The organism is Nocardia neocaledoniensis (assembly GCF_003182135.1).
Classification (GTDB): Bacteria; Actinomycetota; Actinomycetes; order Mycobacteriales; family Mycobacteriaceae; genus Nocardia; species Nocardia neocaledoniensis.
In genome coordinates, this window is record NZ_QGTL01000002.1 from 337,195 (window position 1) to 351,261 (window position 14,067).

General features: G+C 70.8%; 14 protein-coding genes. 3 read left to right on the top strand and 11 right to left on the bottom strand.

Features of this window, described 5'->3' with window-relative positions; translation table 11 throughout:
* Window positions 1–88 precede the first annotated feature (88 nt).
* The gene (locus DFR69_RS05840; RefSeq protein ID WP_110036402.1) at window positions 89–703 is read left to right on the top strand and encodes a TetR/AcrR family transcriptional regulator; all 615 of its coding nucleotides are present in this window, start codon (window positions 89–91) and stop codon (window positions 701–703) included.
* Here DFR69_RS05840 and DFR69_RS05845 read toward each other — a convergent pair whose 3' ends face one another.
* From DFR69_RS05845 to DFR69_RS05865, 5 genes are all read right to left on the bottom strand, one after another.
* Complete coding sequence (locus DFR69_RS05845) at window positions 704–1,327, bottom strand: DUF4203 domain-containing protein (RefSeq protein ID WP_110036403.1); 624 nt, start codon at window positions 1,325–1,327, stop codon at window positions 704–706.
* Between the two features lie 28 nt (window positions 1,328–1,355).
* Entirely contained in the window at window positions 1,356–3,035 is a 1,680-nt protein-coding gene (locus tag DFR69_RS05850; RefSeq protein WP_110036404.1) for a SulP family inorganic anion transporter, read from the bottom strand.
* 13 nt (window positions 3,036–3,048) lie between these two features.
* Entirely contained in the window at window positions 3,049–3,708 is a 660-nt protein-coding gene (locus DFR69_RS05855; protein ID WP_110036405.1) for a GAP family protein, read from the bottom strand.
* Window positions 3,709–3,769: 61 nt separating this feature from the next.
* The gene (locus tag DFR69_RS05860) at window positions 3,770–4,429 is read right to left on the bottom strand and encodes a GAP family protein (RefSeq protein WP_110036406.1); all 660 of its coding nucleotides are present in this window, start codon (window positions 4,427–4,429) and stop codon (window positions 3,770–3,772) included.
* A 1-nt stretch (window position 4,430) separates the two neighbouring features.
* Window positions 4,431–6,089, bottom strand: a complete 1,659-nt coding sequence (locus DFR69_RS05865; protein ID WP_110036407.1) for a SulP family inorganic anion transporter — start codon at window positions 6,087–6,089, stop codon at window positions 4,431–4,433.
* A 150-nt stretch (window positions 6,090–6,239) separates the two neighbouring features.
* On the opposite strand from DFR69_RS05865, the gene DFR69_RS05870 reads away from it, so the two are divergent.
* Entirely contained in the window at window positions 6,240–6,671 is a 432-nt protein-coding gene (locus tag DFR69_RS05870) for a DUF6325 family protein (RefSeq protein WP_110036408.1), read from the top strand.
* A 12-nt stretch (window positions 6,672–6,683) separates the two neighbouring features.
* Complete coding sequence (locus tag DFR69_RS05875; RefSeq protein WP_110036409.1) at window positions 6,684–7,034, top strand: SHOCT domain-containing protein; 351 nt, start codon at window positions 6,684–6,686, stop codon at window positions 7,032–7,034.
* A 62-nt stretch (window positions 7,035–7,096) separates the two neighbouring features.
* Here the strand turns inward: DFR69_RS05875 and DFR69_RS05880 are convergent, their stop codons facing one another.
* The 6 genes from DFR69_RS05880 to DFR69_RS05905 all read right to left on the bottom strand — a co-directional run bounded on the left by DFR69_RS05880 (window position 7,097) and on the right by DFR69_RS05905 (window position 14,037).
* Entirely contained in the window at window positions 7,097–8,065 is a 969-nt protein-coding gene (locus DFR69_RS05880; RefSeq protein ID WP_110036410.1) for a DUF389 domain-containing protein, read from the bottom strand.
* Between the two features lie 5 nt (window positions 8,066–8,070).
* Entirely contained in the window at window positions 8,071–9,963 is a 1,893-nt protein-coding gene (locus DFR69_RS05885; protein ID WP_110036411.1) for an alkyl/aryl-sulfatase, read from the bottom strand.
* Between the two features lie 134 nt (window positions 9,964–10,097).
* On the bottom strand, window positions 10,098–12,683 hold the full coding sequence (locus tag DFR69_RS05890) for a winged helix-turn-helix domain-containing protein (protein ID WP_146229204.1): 2,586 nt from the start codon (window positions 12,681–12,683) through the stop codon (window positions 10,098–10,100).
* A gap of 167 nt (window positions 12,684–12,850) precedes the next feature.
* Entirely contained in the window at window positions 12,851–13,072 is a 222-nt protein-coding gene (locus tag DFR69_RS05895; protein WP_110036413.1) for a hypothetical protein, read from the bottom strand.
* Between the two features lie 104 nt (window positions 13,073–13,176).
* Window positions 13,177–13,629 carry a VOC family protein gene (locus DFR69_RS05900; RefSeq protein ID WP_110036842.1) on the bottom strand — a complete coding sequence of 151 codons (453 nt, stop codon included), beginning with the start codon at window positions 13,627–13,629 and terminating at the stop codon, window positions 13,177–13,179.
* Between the two features lie 54 nt (window positions 13,630–13,683).
* Window positions 13,684–14,037, bottom strand: coding sequence for a TfoX/Sxy family protein (locus tag DFR69_RS05905; protein WP_110036414.1), 354 nt, complete (start codon window positions 14,035–14,037; stop codon window positions 13,684–13,686).
* Window positions 14,038–14,067 lie beyond the last annotated feature (30 nt).

Consider the following 14,067-nt stretch of genomic DNA (forward strand, 5'->3'; position numbering starts at 1 on the left):
GATGACCCCGCCGAGTGACGTGGCCCACAGAATAGCCTTTCGCTGGACACCATGTCTAGTGAATGAGCGAATCGTCTAGGATGGGCTCATGACGTCCGAACCCGCCCGCCGCGGATCGTTGCGCGAGGAACAGAAACGCCTCACCAAGGCCAGGATCGTCGAGACCGCGCGCACCCTGTTCGAGACGCAGGGCTACTCCGATGTCCGCGTGGACGACATCGCCGCCGCCGTCGGCTGCAGCCGCGCCACCTTCTATCTGCACTTCCCCAGCAAGGGCGAGGTGCTGCGGGCGATCGCCAACGAGGGCACGCTCATCAGCGTGCGGGAGTTCTACGCCGACCTCGACCGGGTGCTCACCACCGGTTCCCGGGAAGCGTTCGCGGAGTGGATGTCTCGCGCGATCGACTGGTTCTTCACCAACAAGGACATGCTGCCCGCCTGGGACGAGGCGACCGCGGTGGAGCCGGAGTTCCGCGCGGTCGCGCGCGAGGGCATCATGACCCTGGCCGACAGCATGCCCGCCTACCTCGCGCGCTGGCCCGAGGCCCGCCGCGACGAGGCGAGGCTGCGCATCGAACTGCTCGTCGCCCAGCTCGAGCGGTTCTTCACCCGGTGGGCCATGCAGGGCACGATCGACGTCACCGCCGAGCAGGCCGCGGCGGTCCTGACCGACGTGTGGTTTCCCGCGCTGCAGGCCCCCTGATCAGCGGGTCGGCCAGCCGCCGTTGCGTTTGCGCTGGTCGACCTTGTCGTCGTCGACGACGAGGCGTTCGATGCCGAGCTTCTCGGCGAACAGGTGCCGCTGGGTGATCCAGCCGAGCACCGACAGGCCGATCCAGGCCAGCGTCGAGGTCACCTGTTGCCAGCCCGGTTCCGGATCGCGCAGGAAGGCCAGCGAATCGCTCATCCGGCCGAGTCCGCTGAGCACCATGCTCGCGCCGCCGATCGAGGTGAGCCACAGCAGGGCGCGGGCCCGAAACTTCTGCGCCAGGAACGCGCCCGCCACGCACACGGCGAGCGCCACGATCATGCTCAGCGCGATGTTCTTGTCCCCCGGCTGCAGCACCATCGCCAGTTTGGTGCCGATCATCGCACCGGTGAGACCGCCGATGAAATACGACGCGAAGCGGAAGACCAGCGAGGTCACCACCCACGCCGAGAGCGCCCCGATCAGGCCGGCCAGCAGCAGCCACCAGAACGAGGCGTTGAACAGGTCGGCGATCAGCCAGCCGAGGCCGAAGCCGATCGCCATGATCCCCAGGTGCACCGAGCGGATGCCGTAGAAGCAGAGCAGGACGCCGACCACCGCGACGACGATGCCGTTCATGGGCACTCCTTTCCAGAGTCGAACGCGATCACGGTTGGTCGGGCAGATCGGCGGTGGCGGCGGCCACGGTCGGGTAGACGCCGATCGGGGTGTCACCGTGGACGGCGGACCCGAGCTCGTCCCCGAATTGCGCCACCGTGCGGGCGATCCGGAAGTCGACGCGGCGCTGGGCCAGGTCCTTGCGCAGCGCGAGCAGCGCGGTGGCGGCGGTGACGTCGAGGGTCGGTGAGGTCTCGGCATCGAGGACGACGACCCGGGTCTGGTCGGTGCACAGCGCCTCGATCCGCTCCCGCACGTAGTCGGCGTTGGCGAAGAACAGCCCGGACTCCACGCGCACCACCAGCAGATCGGGCCGTGCGGCCACGTCGGGATGGCGGACCTGGTCGACCCACAGCGATCCACTCTTGGCCAGCGCCGCGACATGCGGTTGGGAGGCGCGGTAGACCAGCAGCAGGATCGCCACGCCGATGCCGATGAGCAGGCCGGGCAGGGTGTCGAACAGCAGCACACCGAGCAGCGCCGCCATCGCGCCGAGGAAGTCCGCGCGGGCGGCGCGGCCGTAGATGCTGCCGAGCAGCTGGGTCCAGACGCGGTACAGGCGGCGCAGGGCCGAGACGTCGACGAGTTCGATCACCGCCGCGATCACCACCGCGGCCAGCGTCGCCTCCGGCAGCTTCTCGAACAGGCCGGTCAGGAACAGCAGGGTGAGCAGCGTGAGGGCGGCCACCACCAGTCCGCTGAGCTGTGTCTTCGCGCCCGCCCCGCCGTTGACCGCGGTCTTGGAGAGGCTGCCGTTGACGACCATCCCCGAACTCAGCCCCGACCCCAGATTGGCGGCACCGAGCCCGAACAGCTCCCGGTTGGCGTCGATGGGGTAACCGGCTTTGGCCGCATAGGTTTTCGCGGCGCCGAGACCTTCGGCGAAGCCGATCAGCAGCACGCCGCAGGCCGGGCCGAGCAGGTCGAGGTAGTCGTGGAAGCCGACGCCCGACGGCGGGCCGAGGGCGGGCAGCCCGGCGTCGATGTGGCCGACGATGGCGACGCCCTTGTCGTCGAGGCCGAAGAGCGACACGGCCAGGATGCCGAGCAGCACCGCGAGCAGGGAACCGGGCACCAGCGGCAGCCAGCGCCGCACGCCGAGCACCACGGCCAGGCTCGCCAGGCCGATCAGCAGTGTGCGCCAGTGTGTCTCACCCAGCTCGCCGAGCACACCCCACGCCTGCTCGAAGAAGTTCCCCTCGTGTTTGTCGACGCCGAGCAGCTTGGGCACCTGGCCGATGACGATGGTGAGCGCGAGGCCGACGATGAAGCCCTTCAGCACCGGTTCGGAGATGAACGCGGCGATGAAGCCGAGCCGGATCAGCCCGGCCAGCAGACCGACCAGGCCGGTGGCGATGGCCAACGCGGTCGACAGCGCTAGGTAGCGGCCGCTGTCGGCCCCGGCCAGGGGCGTGATGATGGCTGCCGACAGCGCCGCGGTGGCCGACATCGGCGCCACGATGAGATGCCGCGAGCTGCCCGCCAGCGCGTAGAGCACGAGCGAGGGCACCGCCGCGTAGAGGCCGACCACCGGCGGCACCCCGGCGATCGAGGCATAGGCCAGCCCCTCCGGGACCAGTACCGCCCAGACCGTCAGGCCCGCCAGCACATCCGGCCGGATCCACCCGCGCTGGTAGCCGCGCAGGGATTCGAAGATCGGGACCGCCATCGACTCGCACCTCCTACAGTCCGCCGATCCCCTTGCCCAGCACCACCGCGCCCATCACGACCAGCACGATCGCCATCACCGCGTGGTTGTTGGCCTGCAGCCATTCCCGCAGCGAGTTCAGGGTGGGCCGCAGCCGGTCCGCGGCGACGAGGTAGCCGAGCACGACCGCGAGCACGGTGGACGAGGCGAGAACCGTGAAGACCACGATCGCGGTGATCGTGGCGCCGGTGCCGAGACCCGCGCCGCCGATCACGAGGCCCGCCGACAAGCCGAGCAGCAGATTCTTCGGATTCACCCCGGACAGCAGCGCGCCGAGCCCGGTCGCCTTCGCCGTGGTCATCGAATCGATGGCCTGCATCCAGGCGGGCACCGCGGTGTCGGCGCGCGCCTGCCACTGCCGCACCGCCAGCACGATCAAACCCGCGCCGAGCACGATCTTGATCCAGGAGACCGCCGCGCCGGGCTCCTGCTCGGTCCCGTCGCTCAACGAGCCGGAGACCAGCGTGACGACCGCGACGACCACCAGGATGCCGAGGACCCACCCCGCCGCGAAGCCCTTCGCCGCCCCGCCCGCGTTCCGCGACAGGATCATCAGAATCGCCGCGACGATCGGAATCGGTGACAGCGCGATACCGACCGCGAGCGGAAGCAGATCCCCGAGTACCGAGCCCATGCCACGACGGTAGGAACGCGGACCCGGGCCCGCCTCACACCTTCTGGATGAGATCGAGGCGTCAGCCGGCGAGGTCGAGCACGCCGCGGACGGCGAACAGGGCCCCGAAACCGAACAGCACCGCCAAGGTCAGCGCCCGGCTGTGCGCGAGCATCCACGTCTCCAGCGCGGCGAGGCCGCGTTCGGCGCGCTCGCCGAGGAGGGCGAAGACCCCGATCGGAATGATGAAGTCGGCGACCGCCGCGAGCAGCAACACCACGGTGGCCACGAGCGCCGCGCGGACGCTGACGGCGGAGCTGGAGATGGCGCTCATCCCCGCGAGCATGATGAACAGATTCGGATTGAGAACGCCGAGGACGACCCCGAGCGCGAAGGCCTTGCGCGGCCCGGCCGATTCGAGTTCCGCGAGCAGCCGGGGCCGTTCGGCGGTCTTCCGCGGCTTGCGGTAGAGCAGCCAGCAGCCACCCGCGAGGAACAGCAGGCCGACGACGAGTCCGGCGAACGCGGAGGACCGCGCCGAGGTGGCGGCCGGATCGGACGCGCCGCCCAGCACGGCGGCCAGCGCGACGAGGAAGTAGACGACCAGGAATCCGGTGCCGAGCATCGAGGCGTTGCGCACCGGCTCGCGCGAGCGCAGCAGCAGCACACAGCCGATGACGGCGCCGGGCGTGATCATCAGGCCCACGATCTCCGGCAACAGCATGATCAGCAGGCCGCCCATGTCAGCTCCTCCGTCGCTCGTCGACCCGGACCTCGGCGTCGGCGTAGGCCGACAGGGTCGATTCCCCGACGGTGCTCGAGGCGGGGAAGAACTCGATCCTCATGCCCTGACTGTCGAGCAGTTCGTCGGTCCACACCGTGCGCACCCGCGGGTCGACGCCGCTGAGGTAGAGGCGGCCGCCCACGGCGTCGAGGCGACGCGCGTAGTCCGCGATGATGTGCAGGAAGGTGGAGCTGACCGTGGTCCGGCCGCGCAGTCGCAGGATCACCACGCAGTTGCGCGCCCCGGCCGGATCGGGCAGCCGCGTCTGCAGGGTGCGGGCGCCCGCGTAGAAGAGGCTGCCGTATACATCCAGGATCACGATCTCGTTGTCGGACAGGTGTTTCGGCGCGGGCGATTCGACCAGGTACTCGCCCTGGACCCGCAGCCGGACCACCCGCAGGTCCATCGCTTCCTGATTCATCTGCATCAGCAGGGAGACGGCGAGTCCCACCCCGACCGCGGTGGTCACCGGCAGCACGAGGGTCGCGACGAAGGTGACCACGAGGGCCGTGCGGGAGATGTTGCCGCTGCTCCAGATCGCCACGACCTGGTCCACGTTCATCGAGCCGACGGCGGCGACGATCAGGATGGCCGCCAGCGTCGGCATCGGCACCCGGCCGACCACGCCGCTGAGCGCGACGAGGATGACCAGAATCCACAGGCCCGACCACATCCCCGCCCACCGGGTCCGCGCGCCGGAGGTGACGTTGATCGCGGTCTGCCCCACCGAACCACCCACCGGCATGCCCCGGAAGAGGGCGGCGAAGACATTGCCGATCCCCTGTGCGCAGAAGTCGCGGTCGGTCTTCGCGCGCGTGCCGTCGGGATTGGGCGCGGCCTCGGCGACGCCGGCGCCCTGCACCAGCACGATCACCGTCACCGCCAGGGCGCCCGCGATCAGCGACGGCGACAGCAGGCTCGCCTCGGGCACCTGCGGCAGCGGGAACCCGCGCGGTATCGCGCCCGCGTCGGAGACCGTGGCCACCCCGTCCCAGCCGAAGCCGAGCACCAGCGCCATCGGCACGAGCAGTCCGGCCAGCGCGGCGACGGTGCGGAACCTGGTGCGCGCCACCGCGACCAGCAGTGCCACCGCGAGCGCGCCGACCAGCGCCGACGGCCAGTGGATCTGGCGCGGATGCAGTACCACGTGCAGTGCCTTCAGCGCGGCCACCGATCCTTCCGAGGGCGCGCCGAGGAGCACCGGTAACTGCCCGAACACGATGTTGGCCGCGATACCGAGCAGGAACCCGGTCATCACCGAATGGGAGACGAACCGGGTGTAGCGGCCGAGCCGCAGTGCGGCGGCCGCGATCATCGCGACGCCCGCGATCAAGGTCAGCACGACCATGGCGGCCGACCGGTCCGCGGGCGCGACATCGGTCAGCACCGAACCCGCGGCCAGCGCCGAGGCACTGGTCGTGGTGATCACCATGAGCCGGGTGCTGGTGCCGATGCCGCCGAAGAACCGTCCGGCCAGACTCGCGTACAACCCGTGCACCGGGCTCACCCCGGCCAGCAGCCCCGCCGCCATCCCGTCGGGCACGCCGCCGATCGCCCCGGGGATCCCCGCGACGACATCGGCTTTCGTCATGCGCTGACCCGCGAATGGGTTACGCATGCCACGCTCCTCCTGGCCCGCCGGATGGTGCAGGTCCGGCGATCATCGCAAGCGCGAACGACCGTACGCATCATCCGAATCGGATGAGATGGCCCGGGTTCACCCGTATCGGGTGAGGCGCGGCAGGCGCGATCGGCGCAGCATCGCGGGATGGGATCAACACCTGCGATCGGCCCGGTCGAATTCCTCGTCCTCGCCTTTCCCGGCACCAGCATCGATTCCGCGGTCACCGACGCGATCGCCGAGGTGGTCGGGAACGGGCTGGTGACGCTGCTGGACATGGTGGTGCTGACGATGGACGAGGCGGGCACGATCACCGAGTCCGAGATCGATGACAACCTGACCGAGGTGGGTTTGACCGGGCTCACCGCCGCCGACATCGATCTGGTCAGCGACTCCGACGTGGAGGTCGTGCGCGCGTCGCTGGAACCGGGGAGTACGGCCCTGATCCTGGTCTTCGAGCAGACCTGGGCCGTGCGGCTGGCCTCGGCGGTGCGCGGCGCCGAGGGCGAGGTCGCGTTGCAGGTGCCGGTCCCGCGCGACGTCGTCGAATCCGCGGTGTCCGCCGCGACGACGGCCTAGGGAGGAGCAGACATGCCGCTACGACGGGGCCGCATCGGTCGGCCCGGACTACTCGGGACGGTGGCGCGGACGGCGGTGGTCGCCGGCACCGCGACCGCGACGTCCAACGCGATCAACAATCGGGCCGCCCAGCGCTCGGCCCAGCAACAGGCCTACGCCGATCAGCAGGCCGCCGCACAGCAGCAGGCCCACGCGCAGCAGGCCGCCGCGCAGCAGGCCGCGTACGCGCCCCCGCCGCAGGCGCCCCCGCCCGCCGAGCCGGTCGACCTGGTCGGCAAGCTGAAGCAGCTGAGCGAATTGCATTCGGCCGGCGCGCTGTCCGACGCCGAGTTCGCCGCGGCCAAGGCCCAGCTGCTCGGCTGATCACATCCCCTGATCGCCGCGCCCCCGGATGATCCAGGGGCGCGGCGCTTTTCGCGCAGAGCTCACTCCTGCAGGCGCGCGCCCACCGTGTGGACGACGATCACGCGCGGATTCAGCGGCACGAGATCGTCGACGGCCGCTTGGAGCTCGGCCACCGGCGGCAACTGTTCGGGCCCGAGCACCGAGACCGTCGCGGTGTCGCCGTGCACGGTGACGTCGACGACCTGCGCGCCCGGCGCGTCGCCCAGCCAGTCCGTGGTCGCGTCGGCGATCTGCCTGGCCCACAGCGTCGACAGCGAATTGATCACCATCGGGATCGCGACGAGTACCAGCGCGGCACCGAGCACCAGATACGCGCGCCCGCGACGGGCACTTGCCGCCTCGGCCTCCCCGGCGTAGCCGGCGACGAGCAGCACCGCCGTCACGGTGATGATCATGGCCACGACATTCGAGGCGAACAGCACGAACGCGCCGAGCGCGAGCGAGGGCGCCCCCGACCCCAGGCACACCCCGACCACGCCGAGCGGCGGCACCAGCGAGATCGCGATCGCCACGCCGGGCAGCACATCGCCGACATCGCGCCGGGTGATCGCCACCGCCGCCACCAGCCCGGTGGCCAGCGCGGCGGTGAGATCCATCAGCTTCGGCGAGGTACGACCCACCACCTGCGCGTTCGACAGCACGTTGACCGGGTTCGGCAGCACCTGCGCGAAGACGAACCCGAGCGCGACCACCACGACGATCCCGGCCAGGACCAAGATCAGGCTGCGCCCGACCAGCGCGGCCCGGCCGGTGACCACGCCGAGGGCGACCCCGAGGATGGGCACCGAGAGCGGCGCGACGATCATCGCGCCGATCACGGTGGCGGTGGAGTCGCCGACGACGCCGGAGATGGCGATGACCGCCGAGAGCACCAGCATGATCCAGAACGCCGACCGCTTCGCCGTCACGTCACCGACGGAGAGATCCAGTTTGTCGGTGAGTTCGTCGAGCGTGCGGCGCTGCTGGTCGGGAACCAGGAATCCCAGCATGGCGCTCAGGGTGTGACGATCGAGAAGTCCGGGTCGGGATCGTCGAGGTAGCCGACCAGTTCGGCCAGCTTGCTCGCGTCACCCTCGACCGCCACGCGGCCCGCGGCGATCAGGTCCGGCAACGACTCGCCGCCGAGCAGGGCCGCCTGCAGGTCCTGTTCGGTCAGGGTGAACGTCGCGTCGGCGGGCGGAAAGTCGCCCTCGACATCGAAGTGGACGAGCAGCCCGTTGCGCAGGTTCGTGCGGTGCACCGGCCCGCCCTCGACCCGCCAGTCGATGACGATCGTCGCCGACCAGGCGCGCGGGCCGTCGATGCGCAGCGCCATGGCGTCGAAGAGCTGCTCGACCGACAGCGCCGCCTGGATGTCGGGCGCGGCGGCCACCGTCGGCGTGCCGACCTTGCCGTTGCGCAGCTCGTAGGCGCCCATCAGGAAGAAGTTGCGCCAGGTGCCGTTCTCGGAGCCGTAGCCGAGCTGTTCGTAGGTATCCGCTTGCAGCGCGATGGCTTCGGTGTTGCCGGGGTCGGCGAAGACCACGTAGTTGAGCACCTGGGCGACCCAGCGGAAATCACCGTCGGCGTAGGCCTTGCGCGCCTTGGCGATCACCTCGTCCGCGCCACCCATGAAATCCACGTGGCGGCGGGCGGATTCGACCGGGGGGTGCTGCCACAGATTGGCCGGATTGCCGTCGAACCAGCCCATGTACCGCTGATAGATCGCCTTCACGTTGTGGCTGACCGAGCCGTAGTAGCCGTGCGTCGACCAGGAGTTCTCGATCGCGGGCGGCAGCTGGATGTCCTCGGCGATCTCGATCCCGGTGGCGCCCTTGTTCAACGCGCGCAGCGTCTGGTCGTGCAGGTAGCCGTAGAGGTCGCGCTGGATCGACAGGTATTCGGTGAGCCGCTCGGTGCCCCAGGTGGGCCAGTGATGCGAGGCGAACACGACATCGGAGCGGCTCGCGTACCGGTTGATCGCCTCGGTCAGGTACTTCGACCACACGTGCGGGTCGCGCACGAGCGCGCCGCGCAGGGTCAGCAGGTTGTGCAGGGTATGGGTGGCGTTCTCGGCCATGCACAGTGCGCGCCGGGCCGGGAAGTAGAAGTTCATCTCCGAGGGCGCCTCGGTGCCCGGCGTCATCTGGAACTCGATGTCGACACCGTCGACCGTGACGGTCTGGCCGGTGTGGTCGATGTGGACGGTCGGCAGGATCAGCGTCGGGCTACCGGTCGACGTCGTCGGCCCGAGGCCGGCGCCGACCGCGCCCAGCGGCCCGCGCGGCAGCGCCGCGCCGTACATGAACGCCGCGCGCCGGGCCATCGCCGTGCCCGCGTAGACGTTCTCCTCCACCGCGTGCTCGGTGAAGCCGACCGGGGCCATGATCGGGCACTTTCCGGCGTCGACGTCGTCCTGGGTGGTCACACCCTTCACGCCGCCGAAGTGGTCGATGTGGGAGTGCGAATAGATCACGCCCGTCACCGGACGGTCGCCGCGGTGTTCGCGGTACAGCGCGAGCCCGGCGGCGGCCGTCTCCGCCGAGATCAGCGGATCGATCACGATCACGCCCGAATCGCCCTCGATCAGAGTCATGTTCGACAGGTCGAGCCCGCGGATCTGGTAGATGCCCTCGCTCACCTCGTACAAGCCTTGCATCGCCACGAGTTTCGACTGCCGCCACAGGCTCGGGTTGACGGTGGGCGGGCACTCGTCGTCGAGGAAGGAGTACGCGCCGCTGTCCCACACGACATCGCCGTCCGCGTCACGCACGACGCCCGGCGACAACGCGGCGATGAAACCGCGCTCGGCGTCGGCGAAGTCCTGGGTGTCGCCGAACGGCAGTGTGCGCGCGGCCTGCTCGTTGCCCGCTTCGATACTGGCCGAGGCTTCCTGCTGACTGGTCATCAGTTCCCTTCCCACGACAGATGAGCGGCTCGCGGCGACAGGGTGGAGGCCGCCGAGTCGACCGCACCCGCAGCATCACACCGCGCCGCCCGCGCGACCTCATCCGAACAGGGTGAAGTTCGCGGCGGTGCCGGTCAGATGAGGCCGAGCGCGCGAGCGGTGGCGATGGCGTCGGCGCGGGCGTTGACGCCGAGCTTCTGGTAGATGCCGCGCAGGTGGGTCTTCACGGTGTTCACCGAGACGCCGAGGCCGGCGGCGATGGTCACCGCGGTCATGCCGGACGGAAGCTGGCGCAGGACAGCGAATTCGGTGTCGGTGAGGTGGGGCGCGTCGGCGGCGGGGCCACGCAGCGCGCGGACCTGGTCGGCGAAGGCGTCGTGGTGGCCGAAGCGGCCGCTGAGCCGGTCGAGGGTCTCGGCGGCGCCGGGGACGTCGAGGAACGGGCGGATCAGCTGGTCACCGCTGGCCAGTGCCAGCGCGTGGGCGAGGGCATCGTCGACCTTGCGCGGCCGGTCGAGCCGCTCGGCGGCCACCGCGACCACCAGCCAGGCCGTCACCTCGTGGGCGGACCGCCAGGTCGGCGCACCGGCGAGCAGCGGTTCCAGCAGAGCCAGCGCCGCCGTCGGCCGCTGCGTGGACAACGCCAGACCGGCGGCGGCGACCAGGGTTTCGGGGGTGTCGCCGAGCACCCGCACGGCATGCTCGACCAGCTGTTGCGCGTCGATCTTCGCCTGCACCCGCAGCAGCAGCCACAGCACATCGGTGACCAGCGCATCGGTGCCGAGCAGGGTCGGGGTCTCGTCGAGCAGCCGGTGCAGTTGCTTGGCCAGCGCCGTGGCGGCCGAAGCGCGGTCGGTGGCGTCCGCGAAGGCCAGGATGCCGGTGACGATCGCCGCCTGCCGCAGCGGCGCGGGGGTGGCGATCTCGAATTCCGCGTCACCCGGCAGCACGCCGAGCACCCGCGTGACCTGCTCGCCGCGCTGGTGGGCGGCGTAGGCGCCGGTCGTCGCGGCGAAGATCGTCTCGGCCGCGCCGGACAGGTCGTGGCGATCGGCGCAGTCCAGCGCGGCCTCGGCCAGGGCGTACTGCTCACCGATCCGGCCCGCCAAGCCCGCCGCGACGGCGAGGGCGGTCCTGGCGCGCACCGCGGTGCGGCCGAGCCCCACCTCCTCCGCGTGCACTATCGCGTGCCGCAGAGCCGCGACACCGCTGTCGAGCGCCCCACCGGACACCTCCGCGCAGCCGCAGTGCAGCGCGGCGAAGCAATCGAGGTCCGCCTGCCCGGTCACCTCGGGCAGCGGCCAGCGCATCGAGGCCGAATCCCCCACCAGCACGGCGACTCCCGCGCTGACCGCGTGGTCCAGCGCGTCGGTCCACGCCGCCGGTACCAGGCGCGAGGCGGCGCCGGAGCCGACGTGCGCGGCCTCGAGATACACCTCCGCCGCGGCGCTCTCTCCCGCCTCGATCGCGACGGCCGCGCGCAGCAGCCGCACGAAGGTGTCCTCGGCCAGTTCGGGGACGTGCTCGACGGCGGCCAGCAACCGATGCCCGGCCCCGTCGAGCACCAGGCGCGGGCCCCACTCACGAAGGAACCCCGCCAATCCCGGCGCGCCGGGTTCGGCGAGCACATGCTCCAGCGCGGGGCCGGGCAGCGCGGCGGCGCCGAACCAGGCCGCGACCCGGCGATGCAGCGCGGGCAGCCGCTCGGCCCGGGTGTGGGCGGCCTCGGCGAGCAGGTAGGCGCGCAGCAGCGGATGGTAGGAGTACCACAGTTCCCCGCCGTCGGCCACCGTGTGCATGGGGAAGTTGGCGCGCGAGAGCTCGTCGATGACGCGCGCCGCGCCCTCGCCGGCGAGTTCCTCGGCCAGCGGCAGGCAGAACCGGGCGGGCACCGCGGTCACGAGCAAAAACTCGAGGGTCTCGGCGGGCAACGCGGCCATCAGCTCGGCCACGAGGAAATCGGCGACCGCGTGTGAGGGTCTGGCCAGCGTGGCGAGCGCGGTGTCGCGGTCCTCGGGATCGGCGGCCAGGTAGATCGCGGCGATCCGCACGAGCGCGGCCCACCCGCGGGTGAGCGAGGACACGAGGGCGAGCTCGTCGTCGTCGAGCAGGCACCCGTGCTGGGCGAAGAGCCGGGCGATCCGATCCGGCGACAGGGCGAGATCGGCGCCCCCGATCCGCAGGAGCCTACCGTCCAGTTCCAGCGCGTGCCAGCGCAACGGCGGGTCGAATCGGGCCGCGACCAGTACGGTCACCGTGGCGGGCAGGTGGGTGAGCAGGTGTTCGAGACCGGCGAGCTGGAGTGGATCGCGCAGCAGGTGGGCGTCGTCGAGCACGAGCACCGACGGGTCGGCGCCGGACAGCGCCAGCGCGAGATCGGCGGCCTGGTCGACGGGGGTGCACAGGGCGCCGTCGGCGACCTCGCCCGCGCGGTCGAGGGCCCGCGCGATCGCGGGGATCAGTTCGCCGCCTTCGGCCAGCTGCTCGGTGACCGTCAGCCAGGCGACGGACACGGCGCGGGCGCGGCGGGACCTGGTCACCCAGTCGACGAGCGCGACGGTCTTGCCGGTGCCCGCCGGAGCACACATCAGCACGGTGTGCCCGCTCGGCGTGTGGTCGAGGCGCGCGGCCAGCTCGGTGGACCGGACGGAGGTGAACGACAACTCCGGGATGCGGGACGCCGCGACACCCTCAGCAATCGCACGGTACGAGGTTGCCACCACCCACACTCCTGCGTTCGTCGCCTGTTCTCCGGGTCGATCCGCCAGCAGGTTCGACGGTAGGCCAAACCTGACCTGCGCGTTTGCCTGTCGCGAGGCGTGGGCGTGATGGTTATCAGATCGTCGTCATGACGTCGGCCGACCGGAATTCAGCTAATTTTCGGCAATCAGTCGGGCAGGCGGGACATGCCGAGCAGGGTGAGCCCGAGAGCGTCGATCTGGGCGAGCACGCCGCGCATGGCGGTGTTGTCGGCCAGTTCGCCGTAGAGGGTGGTGGTGCCGGTGGACGAGTGCGCGCTGCGACGCAGTTCCGGGAAGGCGGCGACGGCGCGCTCGGACAGTTCGCCCTCGAGGACGAACTGGAAGCGAATCGGGCCCGACGTCGACATGTCTCCCAGTCTTGACGCGGGCGCGTCCGATCGCCTCATCCGCTCGGGGTGAACCTGCGGCGGACCGGTCGCGACGAAGGCGCCGTGACCGGTCCGCGTCGCGTTCAGGCCTGGTCGTGGGCCCGCCGCAGGGCCGCGATGTCCAGCTTGGACATCGCGCGCAGGGCGGTGCCCACCGCTATGACGCGCTCGGTCTCGCCGGCCAACAGCTTCGGCAGTTCCGCCGGAACGACCTGCCAGGACACGCCGAAGCGGTCGGTCAGCCAGCCGCACGGGCCGGGCTCACCGCCGTCGGCGGTGAGCGCGTCCCACAGGGCGTCGATCTCGTCCTGGGTGTCGACGGTGATCTGCAGCGACGCCGCGTCGGTGTGCGGATGCCCCGGGCCGCCGTTCATCAGGGTGACGGCGTGGCCGTCCAGATCGAGGCTGACGACGAAGGCCGAGCCGTCGCCCTGCCGGGTGATCTCGACGACGCGCGAGTTCGGCACGGTCGCGGCGTAGAGCTCGCCGGCGGCTTCGGCGTCGGTGTCGAACCAGAGGAAGGTGCTGACGGTCATGGTGTACTCCTTGGGTGGTGGTTGCGGTTCACCCACTGGTCGGAGCCGATGCCGTCACTTCGACACACTTCGCTTCTTTTTCGGCGGCAATTTCTCGGCGTAGTCCAGACCGCGCTCGACCCACTCGCGCAGTGCCGCGTCGTCCGCCACGGTCGCGGCGGTGACGCGCAGCCAGCCACGACTCACCCGGCCGCCCATCACCATGGGCGCGACCGCGTCCCCGTCCTGTAGCGACTCGAACTCGCCGGGATCGACCCGCACCAGCAGACCGCCCTTACCGCTGACGGCGACGGCCATGTTGCCGCCGGTCAGGAACCCGAGCCCGCCGAACATCCGTTGCTCGGTGAGCGTGCGCCCCGGGTAGGCGATCTCCCGGACCCGGTCGGCGAGCTCTTCGTCGTAGGCCATGGACACAGTGTGCGCCGGGGCACCGACAGG

What these genes read in the sequence shown, in the direction of transcription:
- DFR69_RS05840 (WP_110036402.1), top strand. Translation starts at nt 89, where the DNA reads ATGACGTCCGAACCCGCCCGCCGCGGATCGTTGCGCGAGGAACAGAAA.
- DFR69_RS05845 (WP_110036403.1), bottom strand. Translation starts at nt 1,327, where the DNA reads ATGAACGGCATCGTCGTCGCGGTGGTCGGCGTCCTGCTCTGCTTCTAC.
- DFR69_RS05850 (WP_110036404.1), bottom strand. Translation starts at nt 3,035, where the DNA reads ATGGCGGTCCCGATCTTCGAATCCCTGCGCGGCTACCAGCGCGGGTGG.
- DFR69_RS05855 (WP_110036405.1), bottom strand. Translation starts at nt 3,708, where the DNA reads ATGGGCTCGGTACTCGGGGATCTGCTTCCGCTCGCGGTCGGTATCGCG.
- DFR69_RS05860 (WP_110036406.1), bottom strand. Translation starts at nt 4,429, where the DNA reads ATGGGCGGCCTGCTGATCATGCTGTTGCCGGAGATCGTGGGCCTGATG.
- DFR69_RS05865 (WP_110036407.1), bottom strand. Translation starts at nt 6,089, where the DNA reads ATGCGTAACCCATTCGCGGGTCAGCGCATGACGAAAGCCGATGTCGTC.
- DFR69_RS05870 (WP_110036408.1), top strand. Translation starts at nt 6,240, where the DNA reads ATGGGATCAACACCTGCGATCGGCCCGGTCGAATTCCTCGTCCTCGCC.
- DFR69_RS05875 (WP_110036409.1), top strand. Translation starts at nt 6,684, where the DNA reads ATGCCGCTACGACGGGGCCGCATCGGTCGGCCCGGACTACTCGGGACG.
- DFR69_RS05880 (WP_110036410.1), bottom strand. Translation starts at nt 8,065, where the DNA reads ATGCTGGGATTCCTGGTTCCCGACCAGCAGCGCCGCACGCTCGACGAA.
- DFR69_RS05885 (WP_110036411.1), bottom strand. Translation starts at nt 9,963, where the DNA reads ATGACCAGTCAGCAGGAAGCCTCGGCCAGTATCGAAGCGGGCAACGAG.
- DFR69_RS05895 (WP_110036413.1), bottom strand. Translation starts at nt 13,072, where the DNA reads ATGTCGACGTCGGGCCCGATTCGCTTCCAGTTCGTCCTCGAGGGCGAA.
- DFR69_RS05900 (WP_110036842.1), bottom strand. Translation starts at nt 13,629, where the DNA reads ATGACCGTCAGCACCTTCCTCTGGTTCGACACCGACGCCGAAGCCGCC.
- DFR69_RS05905 (WP_110036414.1), bottom strand. Translation starts at nt 14,037, where the DNA reads ATGGCCTACGACGAAGAGCTCGCCGACCGGGTCCGGGAGATCGCCTAC.